General features: G+C 42.5%; 24 protein-coding genes and 1 pseudogene. 22 read left to right on the forward strand and 3 right to left on the reverse strand.

From position 1 onward, the window contains the following. Positions 1–30 precede the first annotated feature (30 nt). The 18 genes and pseudogenes from A5875_RS16065 to A5875_RS16150 all read left to right on the forward strand — a co-directional run bounded on the left by A5875_RS16065 (position 31) and on the right by A5875_RS16150 (position 20,679). Positions 31–771, forward strand: coding sequence for a hypothetical protein (locus A5875_RS16065; protein WP_242551312.1), 741 nt, complete (start codon positions 31–33; stop codon positions 769–771). 22 nt (positions 772–793) lie between these two features. Then, positions 794–1,894, forward strand: coding sequence for a hypothetical protein (locus A5875_RS16070; protein ID WP_088934524.1), 1,101 nt, complete (start codon positions 794–796; stop codon positions 1,892–1,894). Between the two features lie 108 nt (positions 1,895–2,002). Further along, positions 2,003–2,791 (forward strand): helix-turn-helix domain-containing protein, encoded by a 789-nt coding sequence (locus tag A5875_RS16075; RefSeq protein WP_088934525.1) that lies wholly within the window; start codon positions 2,003–2,005, stop codon positions 2,789–2,791. 224 nt (positions 2,792–3,015) lie between these two features. Further along, positions 3,016–6,168, forward strand: coding sequence for a 5'-nucleotidase C-terminal domain-containing protein (locus tag A5875_RS16080; protein WP_176244701.1), 3,153 nt, complete (start codon positions 3,016–3,018; stop codon positions 6,166–6,168). Between the two features lie 347 nt (positions 6,169–6,515). Beyond that, on the forward strand, positions 6,516–7,328 hold the full coding sequence (locus A5875_RS16085; protein ID WP_088934527.1) for a MetQ/NlpA family ABC transporter substrate-binding protein: 813 nt from the start codon (positions 6,516–6,518) through the stop codon (positions 7,326–7,328). Then, positions 7,321–8,121, forward strand: coding sequence for a DUF169 domain-containing protein (locus A5875_RS16090; protein WP_088934528.1), 801 nt, complete (start codon positions 7,321–7,323; stop codon positions 8,119–8,121). Before A5875_RS16085 ends, A5875_RS16090 begins: the two co-directional genes overlap by 8 nt. Positions 8,122–8,132: 11 nt before the next feature. Further along, positions 8,133–9,107 (forward strand): methionine ABC transporter ATP-binding protein, encoded by a 975-nt coding sequence (locus tag A5875_RS16095; RefSeq protein ID WP_088934529.1) that lies wholly within the window; start codon positions 8,133–8,135, stop codon positions 9,105–9,107. Continuing rightward, on the forward strand, positions 9,100–9,756 hold the full coding sequence (locus A5875_RS16100; RefSeq protein WP_088934530.1) for a methionine ABC transporter permease: 657 nt from the start codon (positions 9,100–9,102) through the stop codon (positions 9,754–9,756). The genes A5875_RS16095 and A5875_RS16100 overlap by 8 nt, the downstream gene beginning before the upstream one ends. Before the next feature lie 176 nt (positions 9,757–9,932). Continuing rightward, a complete protein-coding gene (locus A5875_RS16105; protein ID WP_088934531.1) occupies positions 9,933–11,129 on the forward strand; it encodes an MFS transporter in 1,197 nt (398 codons plus the stop codon). A gap of 201 nt (positions 11,130–11,330) precedes the next feature. Then, positions 11,331–12,980, forward strand: a complete 1,650-nt coding sequence (locus tag A5875_RS16110) for a hypothetical protein (RefSeq protein WP_088934532.1) — start codon at positions 11,331–11,333, stop codon at positions 12,978–12,980. Positions 12,981–13,038: 58 nt separating this feature from the next. Beyond that, on the forward strand, positions 13,039–13,305 hold the full coding sequence (locus tag A5875_RS16115) for an rRNA processing protein (protein WP_088934533.1): 267 nt from the start codon (positions 13,039–13,041) through the stop codon (positions 13,303–13,305). Positions 13,306–13,316: 11 nt separating this feature from the next. Next, positions 13,317–14,393 (forward strand): hypothetical protein, encoded by a 1,077-nt coding sequence (locus A5875_RS16120; RefSeq protein WP_088934534.1) that lies wholly within the window; start codon positions 13,317–13,319, stop codon positions 14,391–14,393. A 515-nt stretch (positions 14,394–14,908) separates the two neighbouring features. Then, entirely contained in the window at positions 14,909–15,943 is a 1,035-nt protein-coding gene (locus A5875_RS16125) for a proline racemase family protein (RefSeq protein ID WP_088934535.1), read from the forward strand. A 230-nt stretch (positions 15,944–16,173) separates the two neighbouring features. Further along, entirely contained in the window at positions 16,174–16,935 is a 762-nt protein-coding gene (locus A5875_RS16130; RefSeq protein WP_088934536.1) for a MurR/RpiR family transcriptional regulator, read from the forward strand. A gap of 259 nt (positions 16,936–17,194) precedes the next feature. Next, a pseudogene (locus A5875_RS16135) lies at positions 17,195–18,505 on the forward strand (PTS sugar transporter subunit IIC); the annotation flags it as partial. 26 nt (positions 18,506–18,531) lie between these two features. Then, positions 18,532–19,962 (forward strand): 6-phospho-beta-glucosidase, encoded by a 1,431-nt coding sequence (locus A5875_RS16140; protein WP_088934537.1) that lies wholly within the window; start codon positions 18,532–18,534, stop codon positions 19,960–19,962. A gap of 52 nt (positions 19,963–20,014) precedes the next feature. Continuing rightward, positions 20,015–20,335, forward strand: a complete 321-nt coding sequence (locus A5875_RS16145) for a PTS sugar transporter subunit IIB (protein ID WP_088934538.1) — start codon at positions 20,015–20,017, stop codon at positions 20,333–20,335. Positions 20,336–20,364: 29 nt separating this feature from the next. Next, positions 20,365–20,679 carry a PTS lactose/cellobiose transporter subunit IIA gene (locus A5875_RS16150; RefSeq protein WP_088934539.1) on the forward strand — a complete coding sequence of 105 codons (315 nt, stop codon included), beginning with the start codon at positions 20,365–20,367 and terminating at the stop codon, positions 20,677–20,679. A 717-nt stretch (positions 20,680–21,396) separates the two neighbouring features. Here the strand turns inward: A5875_RS16150 and A5875_RS16160 are convergent. Genes A5875_RS16160 through A5875_RS16170 form a run of 3 tightly spaced genes read right to left on the reverse strand, consistent with a single transcriptional unit; the run spans position 21,397 to position 22,244 of the window. Continuing rightward, a complete protein-coding gene (locus tag A5875_RS16160; protein WP_176244702.1) occupies positions 21,397–21,606 on the reverse strand; it encodes a hypothetical protein in 210 nt (69 codons plus the stop codon). Between the two features lie 53 nt (positions 21,607–21,659). Next, the gene (locus A5875_RS16165) at positions 21,660–21,974 is read right to left on the reverse strand and encodes a DsrE family protein (protein ID WP_088934542.1); all 315 of its coding nucleotides are present in this window, start codon (positions 21,972–21,974) and stop codon (positions 21,660–21,662) included. A 9-nt stretch (positions 21,975–21,983) separates the two neighbouring features. Then, a complete protein-coding gene (locus A5875_RS16170) occupies positions 21,984–22,244 on the reverse strand; it encodes a metal-sensitive transcriptional regulator (RefSeq protein WP_088934543.1) in 261 nt (86 codons plus the stop codon). 178 nt (positions 22,245–22,422) lie between these two features. Between A5875_RS16170 and A5875_RS16175 the strand changes: the two genes are divergently transcribed. The 4 genes from A5875_RS16175 to deoC all read left to right on the forward strand — a co-directional run bounded on the left by A5875_RS16175 (position 22,423) and on the right by deoC (position 25,540). Further along, a complete protein-coding gene (locus A5875_RS16175) occupies positions 22,423–22,734 on the forward strand; it encodes a rhodanese-like domain-containing protein (protein ID WP_088934544.1) in 312 nt (103 codons plus the stop codon). Position 22,735: 1 nt separating this feature from the next. After that, the gene (locus A5875_RS16180; RefSeq protein WP_088934545.1) at positions 22,736–24,385 is read left to right on the forward strand and encodes an FAD-dependent oxidoreductase; all 1,650 of its coding nucleotides are present in this window, start codon (positions 22,736–22,738) and stop codon (positions 24,383–24,385) included. Further along, positions 24,378–24,677, forward strand: a complete 300-nt coding sequence (locus tag A5875_RS16185; RefSeq protein ID WP_088934546.1) for a rhodanese-like domain-containing protein — start codon at positions 24,378–24,380, stop codon at positions 24,675–24,677. Before A5875_RS16180 ends, A5875_RS16185 begins: the two co-directional genes overlap by 8 nt. A 188-nt stretch (positions 24,678–24,865) precedes the next feature. After that, complete coding sequence (gene deoC, locus A5875_RS16190) at positions 24,866–25,540, forward strand: deoxyribose-phosphate aldolase (protein ID WP_088934547.1); 675 nt, start codon at positions 24,866–24,868, stop codon at positions 25,538–25,540. The last annotated feature ends 264 nt before the right edge of the window (positions 25,541–25,804 follow it).

Raw genomic sequence — 25,804 nt, forward strand, 5'->3', positions numbered from 1 at the left:
ACTAGAGAGAGAAAAGGGGAAACGAACATTTTGATCATAAATTGGATGAGCGTAGGGCTGGTCATTTTGATACTCATTGTCTGGTTTCGGCGAATGATCATTAAGGTGCAGCTGCAGCGGTTGAACGTACCGCCAAATACGCCACTGTCATTTCAACGAAAGTTGGAATATGTCAAACAAGCAGAACAGGAAAAACATGTCTCCGCCTTACTATACCTAACGATCTTTTTAGCGATTGGGCTGCTTTTGACCACCTATGGATTATTTCAAATGGAGGACCAGCTGCACGTCGTCACGGAACGAACCAATCAATTAAAAGACGAGCTGTATACGCTAAAAAAAGAACAGAAACAAATCATCAATAAGCTGCCGATCAAAGCCTATCCCAGCAAGGGAATTGGGTTAAAGGAGTATCCATGGGACGACTTGTTTTCAGAAGAAAATCGTGAAAAACAATACGAGATCGAAAGCGACCTGTCGACGAAGGTGAGCCCGTACTTTGGTTTATCCACGACCTTGATCGTACTGGATATTCCAACGCAGACCCTGAACATTGCGTTAGCGGGGGATTCCGGCAGCGAAGAGAATCGCCAACAAATCAAAGACAACGTCAAAGCCTTCGCTAAAGAAGCGAAAGATGTCTCCAAGTTAACCCAGATCACCTTCCAAATGAATCTGATGAATGATAAAGACAAGAAAAAGACCTATAGCTGTACGTTCTCTCGTGAGAACGCCGACGAAGAGTTTACATTGATCCAAGAAGAAGAGTAAAGAAAGAGGAGTGGGAGTCCGTATGAATGCACAACAAAAAAAGAATGGCTGGTTTTTCAATAAGAACATCATTGATGAGATCAATTCGGTGCCTGAAGAAGAGATCATGATCGAAGAACGCCCAAGAACGGTTGAGCAGCCTGTGAAGAAAGAAACCGATGAGACCGCAGAACTGAAGCGGGCTATTTCCGAAAGGGATCACCAGATCGAACAGATAAAGCGGGACACAGCCTTAGAGAAACAACGCCTAACAAAAGAAAATGAAAAATACAAACAAGCACTTCTACGCACTGGCGAAGAAAAAGCTGAGAACCGTCGTCAGATCCAAGACCTAGAGACAGAGGTTCGCCGAAATCGCCAAGAGATCCAACGCTTGCAGGATAATAAAGAGACGGGCTACTTGAAGGAACAACTGGAACAAGCCGAAGAAGAAGTCACTACCTTGAAAGCCTCGCTGGAACAGCACCACTCGTTGGAAGCCGATCTGGAAGAAGCCAAGAAACAGCTTCACGAGTTCGCTGTGAGCCAGCAAGACGGCGAACGCCGTTACCAAGAAGCCATCCAACAAGTTGAACATCAAATGGACAGCCTAGCCGCTGATCTGACCAAAAAAGAAGAATTAGTTGCTCAGTTGGATCAATTGATTGCGGATAAGGACCAACAGATTTTAGAAAAAGAAGAATTAGTCCAACAATTGATCGAAGATCAAAAGCATCAAGAGGCCGTAATTGAAAGTGAGCAGATCGCGAGCTTACACCATCAAATCGATGAATTGAAAACCGAAAATGAGCAGTTGAAGCAAGAAGCGATCCACTCTCAACACGAGATCGGTGAAGTCCTGATCTCCGCTCGCCGCCAAGCCAATCGGATGGTGGAAAAAGCCAAGATGGATGCCCAACGCATCGTGAAAGATTCAGAAGCCGAATTACAAACGATCCATGACCGGGCCAAAGAAATTTCGTGTGAAGTCGACGAATCCCGTCAAACGATCATGAGCATTTATGAAGAAATGAAGACCCGTGTGGATCAGTTGGCTCAAAGTGATGTGCCAGACTTAGAGGAAATCAAGGGTCGCTATGAGTATCCAAAGGTTTCTGTGATGTCCCGCAAAGAGTTTCAGTAAGTCAATCGGAAGAAGGCAGGGCTGTCTTGTTCTCTTCCGGCTACATAGTGCTTCAGGAAATTGAATGAATCATTATTATTAGGGTTTAACTACGAAGGGGAGATTAGCATGAATCAAATCTTGATTCTGACGAAAAATATTTTAACTGAGCAAGAGATTCAGCAAAAACTGCAGGCGTTGAATTATGAAGTCTATTGTTCAGCCCGGATGCTTGAAACCAGCCGCCAGCAAATAGAGGCAATGGAGTTTTTCAAGTTCTTTCAGTATGTCATTTTAAGTGAGACGATCTGCGAATCAGAAATCATGGAGCTCGTTCCGCTGTTGCGCAAGAACGCCATTCGCATTATTCGAAAAGTGGAATCCAAAGTAACAGAAATGGATCATCAGTATTTAGAAGAAGCACTTATCCACGCCATCATCTCAAATGAGGATTCTGTCGATGAACTGCGGGAGTGCCTATACGCTTTGAAGAATCAGCGAAATGAGCAGTCATATGAGAATCGAAAATATGTACAATTATCGGATAAGGTCTCGTTGATTCGGCCAAATGTCCTGCAAAAAGAAGTCCATACTCCAGAGGATAATTATCAATTTTTAGAAGTCCTGCATCATTTATCCACGACAGAAACAAGGATATTATCGATCTTGCTTGAAGCGGGCAACCAAGTCGTGACCAGAGAAACCATCTGTCACCAAATCTGGAACGAAGACGTCAATAAATCACACTTGGCCTCATTATCCAGCACGGTCACACGGATCAAAACCAAATTTGAGACGACGAATTTAGCGAATAAAGCGATCCAAACGTTGTGGGGAAAAGGCTACCGGATCAATCCAGAGCTGTTAGACCGGATTCGGAAAAACGATACGCTTAATACCCTTGTCTCAAATGGGTAATATTATAATGAAGAGTTTTAAAACAAGAAAGCCGAATCCAACTGTGGATTCGGCTTTTTACACCTTAATTGGTGGCATATTTTCTGCATTTTTCAGGCTTTTCCTTGCATATTTTTTATGAGAATGACGAAAATTAAAAAGTAAATGCGAATAAAGTTTGAATATTACGTGAAGAATTGTTAATATTCTCTTTGTAAGCGTTTAAATTAAAGGAGATGAATTTCTTGAGGAAACCGAGTCTGATTAGAAGTGCAGTAACATTGTTCACCGTTTTAGGTTTTACTTTGCCGGCGGGATTAGCGGCAGCAGAAACAATAAATAGCGAAATAAATAGTACAACAAGCAGTCAAATAAGTGAAACGATAAATAGTTCAACCACTGCTGAAACAAGCACAAGCAGCACTGCGAGCAGTCAATCATCAGAAGCAGCACCAGCAGATGAAGCCGCAGTTGTGAGCAGTTCAGCAGCTGAAAAAGCACCGAAGAGCGCAACCACTGTTCCGATCCAGATGTTGGGGATCAATGATTTCCATGGTGCGTTGAGCACGACGGGAAGTTATTCTGGACCAGATGGATCTAAAGTATCTGGAGCAGGTACGGCAGCATTGATGGCGGGCTATTTTACGCAAGCAGAGACAACTTTTAAACAAAAGAATACTGATGGAAAAACCTTGCGAGTGCAAGCTGGCGACATGGTTGGTGCGAGTCCAGCTAATTCTGGTTTATTGCAGGATCAACCAACTATGCGTATTCTAAATCAGATGAAGTTTGATGTGGGGACTCTTGGAAATCACGAGTTCGATGAAGGTTTAGGAGAATTCAATCGAATTTTAACTGGAGCACAACCAGGTCCAGATGCTGGATTTTATGACATAGTCAATGATTATAATAATGATTACACTCCTGATCAATTAAAGGGCGGCTTTGATCTAGTCATCGCAAATGTTCATGAAGAGGGGTCGGGAAATATTCCTTATGGGTGGCAGCCGTATACAATTAAAAATGTTGGTACTCAAACGGAACCAATCAACATCGGCATCATTGGAGTTGTCACACAAGAAATTCCTAATCTAGTGTTAGCGCAATACCATCAGGATTATAATTTTACCGATCCGGCTGAAGAAATTGCAAAATACAGTAAAGAACTTGTTGATCAAGATGTTAATGCAATCGTTGTTCTTGGTCATACACCATCGGTTCAAGGTACTGGCGACAGTGTTAGTGGCGAGACCGCTGATATCATTAATCGAGTGAATCAGCTTGATCCAGATAATAGCGTTGATGCTTTCTTTGCTGGTCATAACCATGTTTATACGAATGGTGTTGTAGGAAATACGCGGGTTGTTCAATCTACTTCTCAAGGTAAAGGTTATATTGATCTGCAGGGAGAATATGATACAGCAACGAAGGATTTTGTCGGAACACCAAAGGCAACGGTCAGTGCGGTTGATCCAAACGGTGGTGTTGCGCCAGATTCAGCAGTTCAAGGAATTGTTGCTGATGCTGACGGTCGGGTAAAAGGAGTTACCGAAGAAAAAATCGGGACAGCAGATAAAGCGGAAGACATCACACGGACAGTCAACGAAATGGGCGAGTCACCTGTCGGAAATCTCGTGACTGATGCGCAAGTGTATATGGCTAAGAAAAATGGTGAAGCTGTTGATTTTGCCATGACAAATAATGGCGGAATTCGCGATGACCTGAAAGTGAAATCCGATGCGACGATTACTTGGGGAGCAGCTCAAGCGGTTCAACCATTCGGCAATATCATGCAGATCGTTGAGATGACCGGTCAACAAATCAAAAATGTATTGAATCAGCAGACTAGCAAGTATTTCCTTCAAGTCTCTGGATTAAAATATACAGTAGAAAAAAATCCTAATAAAGATGATACTGACCATCCTTATGTAGTCAAAGAATTGAAAAAAGCAGACGGCACAGTAATCGAAGCAGGCACAACGTACAAATTAATCATCAACGATTTCTTATACGGCGGAGGCGATGGATTCTCTGAATTCACCAATGCGAAGTTAGCGGGTGCCTTAGACCCTGATACAGAAACATTTATCGGTTATATCGAAGATTTAGAAGCGAATAACAAAACAGTTTCGGCCTCAATTGAAGGAAGAAAAACGTTAGCAGTAACTGAACCAACTGATCCAGCGAAGGAAGAAACCGAAAAGATCAAAGCTGAAACGAAACTGACGGATTACCGTGAGGGTGACAAGAACTTAACTGGTAAAACCATTCCTAATGGTAAAGTAACGGTTGCACCAACTAAGGCTCGCGCTTTAGCACAAGCAACTGCTGATAAGGATGGAAACTTCAGTGTAGCCGTAGATCAGCTAGGTCTAAAAGAAGGACAAGAAGTAACGGTGACAATAGCTGGGGAAAATGGCGGAGAAGCCAGCTTTACATTAACTGTTTTGGCAATGCAAACAACGACTACTACAACAAGCTCGTCAACAGATAGTTCAACGTCGCAAACTACAAGTAGTTCGACTACTACAACAGATTCATCGACAGATAGTTCGACATCGCAAACTACAAGTACTACTACTCTGCCAACAGATTCGACTACTCAAACTTCTGATCCGTTAGTAGAAGAAACAACATTAATCGAGCAGAAAACGAAATTAAACGAACTTTTTGAAGGTGACAAGTACCTAACAGGCGAGACGATTCCGAATGCAACCATTGAAGTGGCTGTTGCAGAAGATAAGGCTGAACAGGCGACCAATGCAGCACCGCAAGCAAAAATTGCTGAGCAAACTGAAGACCCACTAACTTCTGATGAAGATGGTAAGTTTAAAATTGATGTACAAAATATGAATTTGAAGGCTGGGCAGGATATTACTGTCATGATTACTGGTCCGAATGGAGGAAAAGCTAGCTTTTCTACAAGAGTTCTAGCAAAACCTGGCACTAATCCAGCAGCAGATGCCGAAACTGAAAAAATCAAAAAAGAAACAAAACTTGCGAATATTTACGAAGGTGATACACAATTAACAGGTAAAACGCTCGCAGAAGCGACCGTTCATGTTGCTGTTGCGAACAGTGAAAAATTTGCACTAGGAAAATCTGATATAAATGGAAATATTATTCTTGATATCAAAGAATTAGATTTGAAAAAAGATCAAAAAGTTGTCATTACTATCACTGGAGTAACTGGTGGTAAAGTAGAGTTCGAAAAAACGGTTCTTGGAAAGATTGTCTCCACTAATGTGGTCGATAAAACACCAAGCAGTACTAATTGGATCGATAGCACGATTGGAAAAATCTATCCGAAAACGGGTGAAGGCAAACAACCAATCTTTATAATAGTAGGAATGGTTGCATTAAGTGCCAGCGGTTTGATTTACTTTAAGAAAAGATAAGTGAGAGAAAGCCGAATCCAAAAGTGGATTCGGCTTTTTTAAGCAGTCTTCTTTTTTTGGGGTTTTATTGTGAAGTGTTTATCTTTCAGCTATACTCTTAGTGATAACGCTTTTAATTTTTCGGGAGGTGGAAGGTTTGTTTATTAAACGACTGTGAGTTTGAGTTGGATGTGGACTTAGAGTTTCTAAGTTAATGAGCAAACAAAATTTCCCTCCTGTCTTTGGCGTGTGGTAATCACGTTTATTTCTTATGGATCGGAGGAACATACAACTTTGTATGTTTCTTTTTTGTGCGCTCAGACACATGGAATGGGCTTTAGTACAAAAAAACGATAAGGAGAATGAAGATGAAAAAATTTAAAATTGGATTGGCAATGTTAGCGGCGGTTTTCGTATTGGGCGCCTGTGGATCGAAAAAGGAAGCGGCGACAGAAAAAGAAGAGAAGAAGGATATCAAGATCGCCTGCAACCAAGTATCGGAGAATTCCCTTAAAGCTGCGAAAAAATCAATGGAAGCAGAAGGCTATAAGCCGGAATTCGTGGTTTTCTCAAATAATATCGAAGCATTACAAGCAGTTCAGGACGGCAATGTTGATGCGTCGTTTGCTCAGCATGAACCGTTTATGAAATCCTTCAATGAACAAAAGGGCGGCGAACTGGCGATGATGGAGCCGCATGTTTATTACACGGGGATCGGTTTGTATTCGACGAAATATGACAAGATCGACGAATTGCCGGATGGTGCACAGATCGCCATAATGAATGATGCGATGAATCGTGATAATTCTTTATTAATGATGCAGGATGCTGGCTTGATCAAATTGAGCGATGAGAAGAAATCAGGCTACACGGCATTAGATATCGTTGATAATCCGAAAAATTTCAAATTCGTTGAGATCGAACAAGCACAAACGGTCCGCAGTTTAGAAGATTTAGATGCGGCAACTTGCTTCTTTACCTTTATGTTTAATTCGGGCGAGGATTACAAAGATTATTTGATTCGCGATCAGCATGCCAAGGATTTTCCGATTAGTTTAATCGTAAAAGATGAAAATAAGGACACCGATTGGGCGAAAGCAATCAACAACTCCTTCACGACAAAAGAAAGCAAAAAAGGCATCAACGATCACTTCAAGGGAGTGTTTACTTTCTATGAGTAAATACCAAGAGCTTAACCGCCGCTTGAATTATCTGCTGGAGTTGGAACGTAAGGTCGTGGGCATCAGCTTTTTACGAACTCAAGAGGAGTTTGAAGCCTATGATGCACCCGCAACAAAAAAATTAGTTCCTTATTGTCGGGCGGTTCAGCAGGCGACGGAAGGCATCAGTGTAAAAATGTCGATCGATAATTTCGGCTGTCCGGCTTCTGCGGTGGCCTTAGGATTGATCGAAAATGATGAGTACAGTGCCAGCGGAGAAAAGCACGCCAAGATGGGTGTGTATAAGGATATCGAAGTGAGTAAAGAAATCGCAGATGATATGGTTTATTGCCGTGAATCTTCTTATGGCATCGCGGTTGAACCGATCGATGCGTGGCAAAGTGCTCCGGATGTCATTTTAATCATCACGACACCGTTTAATGCGATGCGGATTTTACAGGGCAACGCATATTTTAACGGACAAGCGAAAAATATTAAGATGACCGGGATGCAGGCGATCTGTCAGGAAGGCACCTCGTATCCATATGAGACGGGCTTGATCAACATCTCCATGATGTGTTCGGGAACGCGTTATGTCGCGCGCTGGAAAGATGAAGAGCTCTGTGTCGGCATTCCCTATGAGAAATTCGAAACCATGATCGAAGGGCTAGAAGAAACCTTGAATCCGATGGAGCTGTTGGAAAAGAAACGCAAAATCATCAAAAAAACGGCTGAGGATGACGTACCGGATTTTTATGATGTGCGCAAACGAGACAATTATTTTAGAGGCGCTTATCAAGGCGTGAAACGTTAGGTGTTGAGCAGATGGAAATAGTTATCGATCAGGTAAATAAAAGTTATGGAACGCAAACGATTCTAGAAGATATTTCTCTGACGATCCCCGCTGGCTCCATCATGGGGATCTTAGGGATCAGCGGTGCGGGGAAATCGACGCTGCTGCGCTGCATCAACGGATTGGAACAAAGCCAGTCCGGCAGTATCAGAATCGGCACCCAGCCATTGGAAAAATTATCAGAAAAACAATTGCGGGAAATGAAGAAAAAAATCGGGATGATCTTTCAGGGGAATTCTTTGATCGAGCAAAAAACGATTTATAAAAATGTCGCATTGCCATTAGAGTGTAGCGGATATTCCAAAGCAGCGATCAAAGAGCGAGTAGAGGAGTTATTGACTGAAGTTGGGATCGCAGATAAGGCGGATATGAAACCGCGGCAATTATCCGGCGGGCAAAAACAGCGTGCGGCGATCGCCAGAGCCTTGACTATGAATCCTGAGATTCTCCTTTGCGATGAAGCGACTTCGGCTTTGGACCCTAATATCACAAACGGCATTTTGGAGCTGCTGCTGAAATTGAATCAGAAAATGGGATTGACCATCGTCGTTGTGACCCACCAGATGGAAGTCGTGAAGAAAATCTGTGACCGTGTGGCGATTTTGCAAAAGGGCAAGATCGTAGAAGAGGACACGGTTCAGCAGGTTTTTCTCAACAATTCCGACCTATTGCAGACGATCACTGGCGAACAGCAGCCGGATTTTGGTGAGCTGAAAGCCGATCATTGCTTAGTAAATATCGTAACTCACTTAGAAGAAGATGTTTTGGCGTTGCTGCTTCAAGCAGGAGTAAAAACACCTCATCTATTGAAGGCCACGACCGAACACTTTAAAGCCGAAACACTAACGACGCTGCTATTGTCAGTGCCGAATGAGGATGCCGGCAAGCTGTTGAAGCTGGCGGAAGAGGGGCATTTTATTTGTCGGGAGGTGAAGGACTGTGAGTAATTCGGTTTTGATTACACAGGTGCTGCTGCCGAACTTGGTCAGTACTCTAATCATGGTGCTGGTTTCCTCGTTGATCGCAACGATCATTGGCTTTGCATTGGCGGTTGTTCTAGTAATTACTAATAAAAAAGGTCTGGCGCCTAATGCAAACATTTATCGGCTGCTGGATTTTTTCGTGAATATCGTTCGCTCTTTTCCCTTTATTATTCTGATGGTGGCACTGATGCCGTTTACTCGTTCAATAGTAGGAACGACGATCGGTACTTCGGCGGCGATCGTCCCTTTGACTTTTGCGATGACGCCGTATGTGGCGCGGCTGTTTGAGAATAATTTATTGGAAATCAATCCTTATACCTTGGATGCAGCGAAATCAATCGGCGCGACTCATATGCAGATTATCTTCAAGGTGATGCTGGTGGAGGCTTTTCCCAGCATGATCTCAAGTCTGACTTTAGCGATCATCTCGGTCTTGGGCTACACCGCGATGGCGGGAACTGTCGGTGCAGGCGGTCTGGGAGCAGTGGCGATTACTTATGGTTATCAAAATTTTGATAATACCATCATGTACAGCACCGTCGTCCTATTGATCGTCTTTGTCCAGCTCGTTCAATGGATCGGCAGCCTCTGCTATAAAAAAGCAAAAAACTAATTAGGATCAGAGCGCAAGTTTTCTTGCGCTCTTTTCGCAGTTCCCTTAGGTGAACAAGTTTAACAGGCTGAAAGATCATTCAAATTGAACCGCCAAGCAGGATTTTTCGAAAATCACCTGAATTCAGTATTTCCATCAGGTATAATGAGACAACGACTTTTTTATGAGGAGGGGCTATGAAGACAAATCATATCAAATTGAATCTACAATATATCAGTATGCAGATTCCTTATTGGATGGGATTTTCGGTGTTGGGGACCTTTACTTCCGTCTTTTTGTTGTCTCGTGATTTTACGAATGGTCAGATCGGGATGGTCTTGTCATTGGCGAACCTGCTCGCCGCAGTGGTTCAGCCGTTTTTGGCTTCATTCGCTGATCGGATGACACGCATTCGTTTGTCGCAGCTGGCGGCGGGGATGGCTGTTTTGTTGGCGTTATTTTCGGGAATCTTGTTGGCATTGCCAAAAGCATTTTTGATCGTCGCATTTATTTATGTCTTGCTTTACGCATGTCTGGTGCTGCTTCAACCAATGACGATCGCTATCGGAACGTTCTTTATCAGCCGCGGCTATGGATTGAATTTTGGTGTGGCGCGCGGTCTGGGTTCGTTGGCTTTTGCGGCCGCGGCGTCAGTGACCGGGGTGTTGATCGAACGTTTTTCGCCAACGATCATTTTGTATTTACTGATCGGTATTTTCCTATTTTTCGCATTGATGGCATTAATGATTGATACAAGAAAGCATGGCGGAAGGTATTCCGAGTCTTTGATCGCAGAGCATCATCACGAAGGTCAGCAAGAAGAACCGATTGGTTTAATCGCCTTCACTAAAAAATATAAACGCTTTATGCTTTTATTGTTCGGCGTCTCCTTGTTGTTCGTTTATCATACGATCATCAACAGCTATATGTTCCAGATCATGCAGCCTTTAGGCGGGACGGCCGCAAACGCAGGCGGTTCTCTATCGGTCGCGGCTTTGAGTGAGCTGCCGACGATGTTTTTCTTTACTTGGGTCCTGCGGCGCTTCAAGATTCATTCGCTGATGCGGTTTGCGGCGTTCTTTTTCTCAGTTAAAGCGGTGCTGATTTTATTTGCCGGCAGTATTTTTCTGATCAATGTCGCGCAAAGCTTGCAGATGGTGGGTTTTGCGATGCACACGATGGCATCGGTTTATTATACGAATCAAATCATTCCGCAAAAGGATTTGGTTAAGGGGCAAACCTTGATGGCGACGGCCAATACGATCGGCGGGATCATCGGGGCGTTTGTCGGCGGGCAGATGCTGAGCTTTTTATCTGTCTCGGCGATGCTCTTGATCGGTACGGTGATCTCAATTGCCGGAACATTGATTGTTTGGTTATCGGTAGAAAAATAAAACGTAAGAAACGTCTATTTTCGTTATGGAAATAGGCGTTTTGTTTCGTTTATTTTTTTGAATAGGGTAGAGTAATGTTTGTAATAATCGATAAGGATGTCAGTTTTATTATTTTGCAGCAGTCATTTTTTTAAATCACTGCTTGGCAGACTGATAGACGGTGAGAAAAATAGTTCATTTGTTTGAACGAGGAGGTCGATTATGAAACGTTATCGTTACTATCTGATTATTCTTTTGATCGCTGGCTTGTTTGTAGTCCCGCAGCTTTGGACTCAGAAAATGATTTTAGGTGCGGATGCGCTCTTTCATTACAATCGTTTTTATGAGACTGCGGAACAAATCAAAACGGGAAACTTCAGCTATTTTATTTCGATCTTTGGTTTCCAGCAATCCGGCCGGATCGTTAATGCGGTGTATGGACCGTTATTTTCCTATTTACAAGGCTTGCTGGTTTTACTAGCCGGCAGCTGGTTTCGCTATCAGGTGCTGTCGAATTTTCTCGTGTTTTTCTTGGCAGGCAGTTCGCTGTTTAAGCTGTTGACCTATGGCAAGATCAAAGAACACACGGCATTGTTTGCGGCGATCATTTTTATGACGACTTACAGCATCAACTATTGGGTGCTAAATCAAGGCTTTACCAGCTGGGGCGCGAGCCTGTTGCCCTTTTGTTTGATTCCGCTGGTGGACTTGAAAAATCGTCATTTTCCAATCGTTAAAATTGCCGTGAGTATGGCCTTAATGACACAGGTGCATATGCTGACTGCGGTGATGCTGGGTCTGATTTATTTTCCATTTTTTATTTCTTACGCGCGAAAGCGTTGGGGCAAGGCGTTGCTTGAATTGGTAAAGGCGATGGGCTTGTATGGCTGCTTATCGATCAACGTTTGGATCAGTTTGATTTTGATTAATACAGGGGATCAATTGAAGATGCCGTTTATCAACCCGCAAATGAGTGAGAAGGCCATCGATCTAGGCGGCGCTTATTGGCTGCATTATCCCGGTATTTTACGTGTGCTGCTGATCGTCGGTTTTCTTCTTTGTCTGGTATATTGGCACAGTGTTCAACGATTTACGAAGCAGCTGTTGATTTTTAGCGGAATCTTTTTACTGCTTTCAACGAGTATCGTTCCGTGGGATTGGCTGGTTGCTCACAACGTGCCTTTTATATCTTTGATCCAATTTCCGTTTCGTTTCTTTACGCCATTTACGATCCTGTTTCTATTCTTTTTTGCTTCGTTGGCAGAGGACTTGGCGGGCAAGAAATATCTTCCGATCATTTTGGCGTTGTTCAGTGTGGTCAGTATCGGGCAGAACTTGAGAATACTTTCTGCTGATCTGAATCAATGGGGCCAACAGACGTTGAGCAGCAAGCACACGTTTGTCCGTATTTCTGAAACGAAGGCCAGAGAAAGCTTTTATGATCCAGATATGAAAAAAGCCCTGCAGGCGGTCGAAAAATCCAGTCCGGATTATTTGCCGATTTATCACAACGACACAAAAAATAAGTACGTCAGCTACGAAAAACAAATTCTTGCGCAGCAGCCAAAATTCGCAAAGACAGTCAAAAACAATCAATTAGAAATTTCTTGGCAGGCCGAAAAAGCGGGCAGTGTCCAATTGCCGGTAATCATTTATCAAAATACCAAACTAATTGAAGACAGGCATGAGATTAAGCCATCGTCATTGTCGAATATCGGCGTGCCGACGATCAAACAACAGGCAGGAAAAAATACGATTCGCCTGCGTTACGATCCGCCAAGCTATGTCACGATAATTTTTGCCCTATGCGGACTTAGCTGGCTTGGGACATTATCATGGTGTGTTTATCGTTTCTTCATGAAGGCAGGATAATTTTGGCAATCCGAGAAACTATCGGGTAAAATACAAAAAGAAATGTGGAGGTAAGATTATGACAAATTACAACAATGAAAAAGATCGTCGTCTGCGAGGCTCAATGGCACCAAAAACCGAGGACGATGTGGCTCTAGCAGGAACCAATTCTAGCGAAACTGAGAATAAGCAAGAAGCATTAGCAGGTAGTAATTCCGGCGAACCGAAGGAAATTGCTCGTTCTGGCTCAAACGCGGTGGAGGAAGAGGAAGCTCATCCGTCATTGAAAGCTGAAGCGAAAAAAATCATTAAAGAGATCGAAGATAAATTTGATCCAAAGAAATAGGACCTTAATTGATGGATAATTATTTAGCGATTTATGAGCATTGGTATCCTAGAAGTTATGGCTTGGATGATTATCCGACAGAATGTCATGTGACCTATTCAGGAGCAGAGCGCAAAGCCCTCTTCGAAAAATTGCCCGCGCCGCAACAGGAGCTCGTCAATCAGCAGCGAAAATACGAAGTCCGTTCGCTGTTTTTGCAAAAGCAGTATTTGCAGACATCGGATTGGGAATTTGTCGCGTTGAATATCGACGATGAATACGAACGGGGAATCCACAGCCAGTTGAAATGTGCCTGCGGACGACCGTTAAAATATCAGTTTGTGATCGAATCGAAAAGCAAGCAGCAGGAGATCCGTCTGGGGATTCAGCACTTCAAGGATCATTTAGGCATTTCGCAGCAGGTGGCCGAAGAGATCAAAAAAGGTGTCGCTCATGTAGATTTGGCTTTAGATGAATTGTTGTGGCTGACGGAAAAGGGCATCCCTTTTCCAGAAGACCTGTGGCAGCGATATGTTTTTGCTTATTATCGCAATAACACTTTGCGTCGTCCGCTTTCCTTGAATCAGAAATTAGCAGAACGCGTCGTGCGTTTCCGTGAAGCAGAAATGCCGCTGTTTATTGGTGATTATCTGAGTGTTGTGACGGAGATCAATCAAGTCGATCGGGAGGTTTTCGAACGGCAGGAGAAGAATTTCTTAGCGGATAAGAATGTTTTCGAAGCGTATTTGGCGGATTTTCAGCAGGATATCCAAGCGCCGGTCTATCTGGAACGAAGGTTTTGGGGACGCAAGCTGACTGACTTTATTCAGCTGGAGCGCTATGGTACGGAGAGCTATGAAGAGTCAAAGGTTCGTTACTTTGATGATCTGCTGTCCTTTTTGCTGGTATTGAAGGAACCCACTAAGGCAGAACGGAAAATTCGCAGCTTTGAGATTTTCCATCAAAAGAAATACGGCAATGGGGAGCTGATCGCCTTTATCATTGAAAAATATCGCCAGTATCAATTTACGCAGAATTTTTTCTTGGCACTGCCGCGGGTCTACCGAATCGGCCTGCGCAAAGCCATCCAACGAAAACAGAAAAAATGAAAGGAATCCGAGCAGCGTTCGGGTTCTTTTTTTGACTATAAAGATTCGGGTGTCAAAAGCCTGTTTTGAAGGAAAAAGTTTTTTGTTCGCTAAAATAATAGGAACAGATCGCTAATTTTACAATGGATTTAAGTAATGATCACCACAAATTAGTGTTTAGACATTAAAAAATGGGATTAGACAAAGCAAGCATCCTAACTCTTACTTTTGACACCCGAATCTATAAAGAAAGTATAAAATCTTTACATGAATAAATCGCTTTGTAGCGGGTATATCTATGTCTGGCTTCACGAACTAGCTTTATCGGCAATAAGCAAAAATATTTCGAAATTTGAGAAGCAATTTAGAAATATTTTGGTCTTATTGCTCAAAAGCTGAGCGAGTTCGCGAAGCCTTTCTTACATACTAAATTATATTCTTTTCGGACTGTTCATTTGTTTTGCGACTCGGTAGAATGAAGGTATTACAGACTGCATGATTTGCTGGACGTTGGAACAGGGAAAAGGAGGTAGAAGATGAGTCGGAAAAAGCAAGTAACAATCGATCCACAGCATTTTGAGGCGTGTTTCAAGGTGATTGACGCGCATACTCAGGGAGAATTTACGCGTATTGTCTATGATGGATTCCCAGAACCGCAGGGAAATACCATGCTGGAGAAAAAGCAATATGTATCAGCGAATTACGACCATTATCGTCGCGCTTTGATGGATGAGCCGAGAGGTCACAAGGATATGTTTGGTTCTCTTTGGACTGAACCGGTGAACCCAGAAGCTGATTTTGGCGCTATTTTTATGGATGGAACGGGGTATCTGCCGATGTGCGGGCATGGTTCTATGGGATCGGCGACAGCAGCAGTAGAAACAGATGTCGTTGAGGCCAAGGAGCCCTATACAATCGTGAAAATTGATGCGCCCGCTGGTTTGATCGAAGCGAAGGTCAAAGTCGAAGAAGGCAAGACGAAGTCAGTCAGCATCAAGAATGTTCCTTCGTTTCTTTATCAAGAAAATTTGAAAACGCAGGTATCCGGTAAAGAGATAACCTATGACCTTGCTTTTGCAGGAAATTTTGTGGCTTTGGTTGCGGTAGAACAGCTTGGAATGAAGGTAGAAAAAAAGGATTTAGCCGCAATTACCGATATTGGCATAAAAATGTTGGCGCAGCTGAATAAGGAGCTCGACGTGGCACATCCTGAATTAGCAATCAACGAAGTGGGAACGTGTAATTTTTACGAAAGAATCGACTCAGGCGAAGTGAATTACCGAAATGTCGTTGTCTTTGGAAATCACCAAGCCGACCGTTCTCCTTCTGGATCGGGAACTAGCGCTTTGATGGCGATGCTATATGGCAAGGGATATCTTAGCCTAAACCAACCGTTCATCAACGAGAGTATTATCGGCAGCCGGTTTGAAAGTCGGTTGCTAGAGGAAGTGAACATCGGAAGCTTCACAGCGGTGATTCCTCAAATTACAGGCAGTTCTAATATTACCGGACTGGCGACCTATTTGATCGATCCTGATGATCGCTTAAAGTACGGCTTCCAACTTAATTAAATCTGATACAGAAGTTTAGCTGACGCTGAAAAAAATTTGGATATTAAGCTTCCAGCAGCTGTTCTTCCATTAAGCAATTCTAGCGAAGAGTCGATGATCAAAATCATTGGCTCTTTTTTTGAGGCATCAATTAAATAAATAACGAAATAATTAAACAATAAGCTGTGTGATTTTTCTTAATTGTGGGATAATGAAGGTGTAAAAAACATACCATTAGGAGTTGGAATTTAATGTTCGATTCGCAAAAGGTGAAAGAATTAAACGAGTTGGAATTGATCGTCTATACTTTTATTGTAGAAAACATGGAACAAATTAATCGGATGACGATTCGCGATCTTTCAGATAACTGCCATGTGTCGACGTCTACGATTTTACGCTGTCTAAATAAGCTCGGCTATTCAGGTTATTCGGAATTTAAGTACGCTTTGAAAGAGAACCTTTCGCGACAAGGACAATCTTTCGAGGCTTTTTATGACGCAAATGTACATGTCGACGCTTTTTTGAAAAAGGTAAATAATGAAAGCTATCGTACGGTGATTGATCCGGCGATTGAACTGATACTAAACAGCAAACATTTGGTTTTTTCAGGGATTGGCACAAGCGGAATACTAGGAACCTATGGGGCGCGCTATTTTTCTAATTTATTATTTAATGCCTATGCCATCACCGATCCCTTCATTCCTGTTCCCACCAAAGGCTTAGATACGACGCTGATGATCGCCTTATCAGTCTCAGGAGAGACGGTGGAGATCATCAAGCAGATCGAAGACTTTAAACGTTACGGGGCCAAAATTTTGAGCATCACGAACGATCAGCACTCAACGATTGCGCAAATGGCCGATTTCAATATTTCTTATTATATGCCGGAAGTGACCGGTCCGGACCCGACGGAGGAATTTATCAATCTGACCACACAGGTTCCAGTCATCACCCTGTTAGAAATTTTGGCGCATCAAGCATATCAACGAGAAAACAAACTAAAAAACAAATAAAAAATTCTTTGGTGAAATCGTGGAATGCTGCGATTCCGCCTTTTAACAGGCTTTAAGTAGGAATAATCAAGTGAATTTTTGGCAAGATAAATGATCTGGCTGTCTAAAAACGGCTAGGTTGTTTTTTTGTGTGGAACATGTTCCTGACTGTTTCAGAAGTATTCCAATCGGAGAGGCCATCCTATATGATAAAGCTGTAAACGGATACATCAAAAATGCGAATGGCCATCGCTGCAAAAATTATTTTTAAGGAGAATAATTTGTAAATACTAAAGCTATTACTGCTCTTCGTAATGGGATGCTGTACACTATGCCATTTACGATCGTCGGTTCCGTTTTCTTACTTTTAGCGAATTTCCCAGTTCCGGCAATTTCTGAATGGGTCGCTAGCAGCGGCTTGGATGTTTATTTTAACGAAGCGTTTGGCGCATCATTTGCTATTATGTCACTTTTCGCCGTAATGGGTATTGCTAATTCATATGTAAAAGAAGAAGGCTTCGAAGGTCTGCCAGCAGGAATGATCGCTTTGGTAGTATTCTTACTGACAATGAAATCATCAGTAACGGATGCTGAAAGTGGAACGATCATCGGCAACGTCATTGATAAAACTTGGACTGGCGGACAAGGAATGATCAGTGCCATCTTAGTTGGTTTGTTTGTCGGTTGGGCATATTCTTGGTTCTTGAAACGTGATATTCGGATCAAATTACCAGAACAAGTACCAGCAAACGTAGCGAACTCATTTACCGCGTTGATCCCAGCAGCGGTAATCACGACGGTATCATTAGTCATTTATGTAATCTTCGACAAATTACTTAATACAACAGTGGTAGAAGCAATTTATAAAGTTATTCAAAGTCCGATGCAAGGTGTTACCGATACGTTTGGTGGAGCGATGATGCTTGGTTTCTTAGTGCCATTCTTATGGTTCTTCGGTGTTCACGGCTCTACATTAGTCGGCGGGATTATGGGTCCGATTTTGACAGCGAATTCATTGGAAAACACAGCGATTTTAAAAGCTGGGAAAGAATTGACAGTTGCTAATGGCGGACACATCGTAACACAGCAATTTTTAGATCAATTCATGACAGTAACAGGTGCAGGGATGACGATCGGGATCGTAATGTACATGGTTATGTTCGCTCGTTCTGCTCAGTTCAAACAATTAGGACGTTTGGCTTTCTTACCAGCATTCTTTAACATTAACGAACCGATTCTGTTTGCGACACCAGTCGTAATGAACCCAATCATGGCATTACCATTTATCTTGACTCCAATGGTTTCAGGGGTAATCACTTATTTCGCTCTGTATTCCGGCCTAGTTCCATTGTTTACTGCAGTCGTAGTACCTTGGACAACACCGCCGATCATTTCAGGCTTCCTAATTGGCGGCTGGAGAACAGCTCTTTTACAAGCAATCGTTTTAGTGATCGGATTCTTCATCTATCTGCCATTTGTTCGTAAAGTGGATTCATTGAACTACTTGCAAGAACAAGGTGAAAGCATGGAACAAATCGAAAAAGACTTAGAAACTGAAAATAAAAAAGCCGAAGGACAAGCGACGGTTTAAACGAAAAAAAATGAAGAGGTACAAACATGAGTATTTTTAAAGAAAACTTTTTATGGGGCGGCGCAGTTGCCGCCCATCAACTAGAAGGCGGTTGGCAAGACGGCGGAAAAGGTGTCAGTGTCGCTGATGTTATGACTGTCGGTGCTCATGGTGTGCCACGCCGAATTACGAATGGCGTTTTAGAAGGAGAAAACTATCCTAACCATGAAGCCATCGACTTTTATGGTCGTTACAAAGAAGACGTGAAGCTGTTTGCAGAACTCGGGTTGAAATGCTTCCGGACATCAATCGCCTGGACACGTATTTTTCCGAATGGTGATGAAGCGGAGCCGAATGAAGCGGGACTGCAATTTTACGATGATCTGTTTGATGAGTGCTTGAAATACGGGATCGAACCGGTGATCACTTTGTCACACTTTGAGATGCCATATCATCTGGTTACTGAGTATGGCGGCTGGCGCAGTCGCAAAATGGTGGAGTTCTTCGCTCGTTTTGCCGAAGTATGTTTCACTCGCTATAAAGATAAAGTGAAATACTGGATGACTTTTAATGAAATCAACAACCAAGCCAACTATAAAGAAGATTTTGCTCCCTTTACCAATTCTGGGTTGAAATTTGAAGCTGGCGATGATCGTGAAAAAATCATGTATCAAGCGGCTCACTACGAGTTGGTAGCAAGTGCTAAAGCAATCGAGATCGGACATAAGATCAATCCTGATTTTGAGATCGGCTGTATGATCGCGATGGTTCCAATCTATCCATATTCTTGCAGTCCGTCTGATATGATGGCTGCCACAGTAGCGATGCAGCGTCGATATTGGTTCACGGATGTTCATTGCAAGGGACGTTACCCAAGCTATATGAAAGCTTACTTCGATCGTAAACAGTTCGATTTGGATATTACAGCCGAAGATGAAGTGCAATTAACCAAAGGCACTGTGGATTACATCGGCTTCAGCTATTACATGTCCTTTGCGGTCAAAGATCATGATAAAGGACCTGCATATGATTATGACGAAGCCAATGACTTAGTAGAAAATCCTTATGTTAAAGCTTCGGAATGGGGCTGGCAAATCGATCCGACTGGTTTACGTTATGCGATGAACTGGTTCAATGATCGTTACGAACTGCCATTATTCATCGTAGAAAATGGCTTCGGAGCGATCGATGAAATTTCTGAAGATGGCGAGATCCATGATGAGTATCGAATTGATTACTTGCGGGAACATATCGAAGCGATGCAAGAAGCAGTCATTTATGACGGCATTGATTTGATGGGCTATACACCTTGGGGTTTCATTGATTTAGTTTCTGCTGGAACCGGCGAAATGAAAAAACGCTACGGCTTCATTTATGTCGATAAGGACAATGATGGTGCCGGAACATTGGATCGCAGCAAGAAGGATTCTTTCCATTGGTTCCAAAAAGTGATCGCAAGTAATGGAGAAGCTTTGTAGTGAAGAGCTCGTAAAAAATGAATATTTTAATTTAAAGCAGGAGGCAAGCATAATGAGTGAAAAGACAATTATGTTAGTTTGTAACGCTGGGATGAGTACCAGCATGTTAGTGACAAAAATGCAAAAAGCAGCTGAAACACAAGGATTAGATGTGGATATTTTCGCAATCGCAGCAGCAGAAGCGACGAATAAATTGCAAGAACGCGAGATCGATACGGTCCTGTTAGGCCCACAGGTTCGCTTCATGCAAAAACAATTTGAAGAAAAATTAGCACCACTGGGAATTCCTGTGGATGTCATCAATATGACGGACTACGGCATGATGAATGGTGAAAAAGTGCTTGGTCAAGCAGTTGCGATGATCAACGGTTAATGTACGGGAAAAAATGGAGGACGGGTTAAATGCAAGAAGAAAATTTAGAAGCAGTGATGGGGCTGATCATCCATGGCGGCAATGCGAAAAGCAATGCCATGGAAGCTATTCAAGAAGCCAAGGGCGGCGACTTTGATTTAGCAGACGAAAAGATCAAGCAAGCCGAAGAGTCATTAGTTGAAGCTCACCATTCGCAAACAGGACTTTTAACAAAAGAAGCACAAGGTGAGCACCTCAATTTGAATTTATTGACGGTTCATAGTCAAGACCATCTGATGACATCGATCGCTTTTACCGATCTAGCAAAAGAAATCATCGATGTTTATCGTAAAATAAGTGCATAAGAAATCCCCCTCCATGATTCTCCTTAAATCATGGAAGGGGATTTTTTTTGCGAGTTCCACTTCGCGTTTTTTACGCGATTAGTGGAATCGTATGCGTGATGAAGATAGGATCATTTTTCCGGTTTTTGGAAAAATGGTTCATTCACATGAATTAGCTGTCAGTTATGCTTTTCCCAGTTTGTCACATATGAAAATCTATTAAACTGCCGTAACTAAAAAAAAGACAAGCTGTTTAGTTTGATGATATGCGAAACGAGAATCAAATTCATTTTCTCGGTTTTTGAGAAAATGATTCCATTTGCGACCGAGATAGCAGCGAGTTCCACTTCGTGCTCATTTCGCGCGATTAGTGGAATCGTATGCGTGATGAAGATAGGATCATTTTTCCAGTTTTTGGAAAAATGATTCATTCACTTGAATTAGCTGTCAGTTATGCTTTTTGCAATTCATCCAGTAATGAGGCATGTCTTGCATTCCTTACTTTGTAACGAACAAGTGGTTTAGCATAATGATATGCGAAACGAAAATCAAATTCATTTTCTCGGTTTTTGAGAAAATGATTCCATTGTGATCGAGATAGCGGCGAGTTCCACTTCGCGCTCATTTCGCGCGATTAGTGGAATCGTATGCGTGATGAAGATAAGACTATTTTTTCCGGTTTTTGAAAAAATGGTTCATTAACATGAATTAGCTGTCAGTTATGCTTTTTGCAGTTTGTTACATCTGACGGATAAACCCGATTTTTTCTTGAATGGAGACAATCTCTGTTTCGATCGTATTTAGAGCTTCCATGATTTCTTGTTTTTCCTCTTCTGAATGAATATCCTTGGCATTGATTTTTTCAAAATTTTCTTGAATCGTCTTTAAATTAATCAAGCTGCCTGTGACGTGCATTTTCTTGTTAATATTTTCAATAGTGTCCAACATCCTACCCCTTCCCATGAGCAGTTTTTACATTCCCATAAATAGTTTCCCGGCTATTATGGTTTGATATACGCATAGCCCTCAGCTTGTAACTCAATCAAATCCAAAACACCCGCAGAAACGACAACAACATCCTTTGGTAACTGTTCCTTTACGATCTTATTCGCTCTCATCGCATTGCTGCAGGCATGAAAGGTAACCCCTTCAGTTGCAATAAATGCTTGATTTTCAGCAGCGAGATATCCAGTGATCGCGGCCCCATTTACTAAAATAATTATAGTTATTTTATCAGGTTCTTTCAATAAGTTTTTGACATTGCTGGCTGTCTCTACCCATTTCTCTTGTTCATCGATATGGAAAACGACCTTCATATTTGCACCCTATTTCTTAATAATCATATTGATTGCTTGTTCTAGTTTTTGCGCCTGTTCCTCCGGATTCTGATCCGGATTTTCGAAGCAATTCTTCAAATTTTCGGCCACGATCATCCCCATCACGCGATCGATACTGGAACGCACGGCGCTTAATTGAGTAATAATATCGATACATTCCTTTTCATCATCGATCATTTTCTGCACTCCGCGAATTTGTCCTTCGGTTCGTTTCAACCGATTAAGGATCTTTTTTTCTTCTATCTCCATTTTTTAGACACTTCCTTTATTAAATCTGCTTAAGAAGAATATACCTAGAGAGGGTATGTTTCGTCAAGTGGGGCGGTCTCTTAACGAATGATGACCAAACAGAATGGTTGACAGTCTTCATTTCTTCATGGTAAAAATACCCTATCAGGTATTTTAGAAAGATGAAGGAGATTAATGTATGTTTAAGCTATTTCAAAAGACTTCCACTATATCTACGCAAGCTTTAGCGGGGAAAATAGAAGGTCCAATCACATTGCTAGATGTTCGAACCCCTGAAGAATACCGTAGAGGGCATATTGCCAAAGCCGTAAATTATCCTTTGAATAAAATCGATCGTTACCAAGGAAAAGAAAAAGAAGTCTATGTCATCTGCCAATCAGGAATGCGCAGTAAACAAGCGGCGAAGATATTAAAACAAAAAGGCTACGAAGTCACGAATGTTCAAGGCGGCATGAATCGCTGGCAGGGCCCAACTAGAGGAGGAAAGTAAAATGAAAATCATTATTGTAGGCGGTGTGGCAGGCGGAATGTCGGCGGCTACGCGTTTGCGCCGTTTAATGGAGGATGCAGAGATCATTGTATTGGAAAAAGGACCGTTCGTTTCATTTGCCAATTGTGGACTGCCTTATTATGTTTCAGGCGAGATCGCTGATCGCGAAGCACTTTTAGTCCAAACACCGGACTCATTGAAGGCCCGTTTTAATTTGGATGTCCGGCCATTTCATGAAGTCACGAGTATTTCACCGGAAAATAAAATCGTGACGATCAAAAATGAACAAGGGACAGTTGAGGAAGGCTACGATAAATTGATCTTATCACCAGGGGCGAAGCCGTTGATTCCTGAAATGGCAGGATTAGCCGAAGCAGATAATGTTTACAGCTTGCGCAATGTGCCTGATTTAGATCAGATCATGGAAGCACTAGAAGCTAGACCTGCGAAAGCGACGGTGATCGGTGCGGGATTTATCGGTTTGGAAATGGCAGAAAATTTGAAGGCTCGCGGATTAGAGGTCACTGTCATTGAAAAAGCGCCGCATGTTTTGCCGCCACTAGATGAAGAGATGGCGGCGTTTGTAAAAAATGAGCTGATCAAAAAAGGCGTTCGAGTGATCATTGGAGAATCTGCGGAAAGCTTCAGTGAACAAGGCAAGAAAATCACTTTGACCAATGGAGAAGTAGTGGAGTCGGATGTGACGATACTTTCTGTCGGTGTTCGCCCGGAAAATACGTTGGCAAACCAAGCTGGCTTAGCGACAGGTTTAGGCGGAGGAATCGTGGTTGATGAAAATTATCAAACGAGTGAGCCAGACATTTTTGCAGTCGGCGATGCTATCGTAGTCAAACAGCAGGTCAGCGGAAACGATGCACTGATCTCACTGGCTTCGCCCGCCAATCGTCAAGGCCGTCAAGTGGCAGACATCGTTGCTGGCTTGAAACGGACAAATCGCGGCAGTATCGGTACAGCAATCGTACGGGTGTTTGACCTTGCCGCTGCAGCGACAGGCTTGAGTGAACGGGTAGTTAAACAATTAGGATTAGATTTTCAGGTCGTTCACGTTTCTGGAAAAGACCATGCAGGGTATTATCCTGGGGCAAGTGATCTGACCTTAAAATTAATTTTTGATCCAACGACTGGCAAAATTTATGGAGCTCAAGGTGTCGGTGCGAATGGAATAGACAAGCGTATCGATATTTTAGCGACAGCGATCAAAGGCGGATTAACGATTTTTGACCTGCCAGAACTAGAATTCACCTATGCACCGCCATTCGGTTCAGCCAAAGATCCAGTCAATATGCTGGGCTATGCAGCGATTAATTTATCAGAAGGTCTTAGTGATTCGATCCAATGGTATCAATTAAAAGAAGAACAGGAAAATGGCAGCCAGCTGCTAGATGTTCGGAACACTGAAGAATTAGCCAATGGACGTTTCCCTGATGCCGTCAACATTCCTTTAAATCAATTGCGGGAGCGACTGTCAGAGCTGGACTCAACGAAAAATTATATCGTCAGCTGCCATAGCGGATTGCGAAGCTATGTCGCTGAACGATTATTAAAACAAAAAGGCTTCAAGGTGAGGAATTTGGATGGCGCCTTTGCTTTGTATAAAACAGTAAGACCGGAGGAATTGATCTATGATTAATTCGATCGCGATGATGGACTTCTATCATTTGGCGAGACAAAAGGAATTGAACATCATTGATGTGCGGGAAGTCTCCGAGTATCAAATGGGTCATGTTCCTCATGCGAAAAACTTACCATTAAGCGGCTTAGGTACTTATAAGCTCGAACTTTCTCCGGAAAATGAATACTACCTGATTTGTCAATCCGGTGCTCGCTCGGAAAATGCCTGCGTCTTTCTAAGGGACCAGGGCTATCAGGTCGTCAATGTGTTAGGCGGAACAGCCGCTTGGCCGGGAGAATTGGCGCGTTGATTTTCATTTACTTTTAAAATAATCTCGAAAACACCAGTTTATGTGATGAACTGGTGTTTTTTTGCCGTAATGTCATGACTTAAAGCCGGTTATTCATTTTTGATTGCATTTTTAAATTTTTATGTATTGACAAAATGAAAGTAAATGATAATATAAAAGTGTAAATAAAAATAAAAAGGAGCAAACGAATGATTGAGTTGGAAAAATTAGCGAACATGGTCGATCATACTTTACTGAAGGCTGATGCGACCAAAGAGGGGTTTGAACAGCTTTGTAAAGAAGCAGACGATTATGGTTTTAAAATGGTAGCGATTAATTCTTATCCAGTAGCGATGTGTCGGGATTTCTTACAAGACAGTGAGGTTCACGTGGGAGCAGCCATCGGATTTCCGTTAGGACAAACAACGATTGAAACGAAGGTATTTGAAGTGCAGGATGCAATCAAAAATGGTGCAGATGAAATCGATTATGTAATCAATATTGGCAAATTAAAGGATGGAGACACTGATTATATTCGTGAAGAAATGAAAGCAATTGTGAATGCTTCTCGTGAAGGCGGAATTATTAGTAAAGTTATTTTAGAAAATTGCTATTTAACGGATGAAGAAAAAGTAGCGGTCTGCGAGATCGCGAAGGAAGTGAAACCCGATTTTGTCAAAACTTCAACCGGCTTTGGAACGGGTGGAGCTACAGTGGAAGATGTAGCATTGATGAAAAAAGTCGTAGGCGATGAGGTTAAAGTGAAAGCGGCTGGCGGCATTCGTGATTTGGCGACGGCCTTGAAAATGGTTGAAGCAGGAGCCGAACGTTTAGGAACAAGCTCAGGCATCAAAATCGTAGAAGAATACAGAAATCTATATTAAAAAGAAAAAGGATGCCAGTCCAACTTTTCGCAGTAATTAAGAAGCGAGGCACGCACAAGAAGCCGCCGCAACTCAAAAGAAAGGGACAGCTAGTTGGATGGTATGCGGCTTGAAAATCAAACTTATTTTTCTGGTAGGAAAAATAAATACATTAGAATGAAAAAGGATGGCAGTCCAACTTTTCGCAGTAATTAAGAAGCGAGGCACGCACAAGAAGTTGCCGCAGCTCAAAAGAAAGGGACAGCTAGTTGGATGGTATACGGC

It is taken from the genome of Enterococcus sp. 3H8_DIV0648 (assembly GCF_002140655.1).
GTDB lineage: Bacteria > Bacillota > Bacilli > Lactobacillales > Enterococcaceae > Enterococcus_A > Enterococcus_A hulanensis.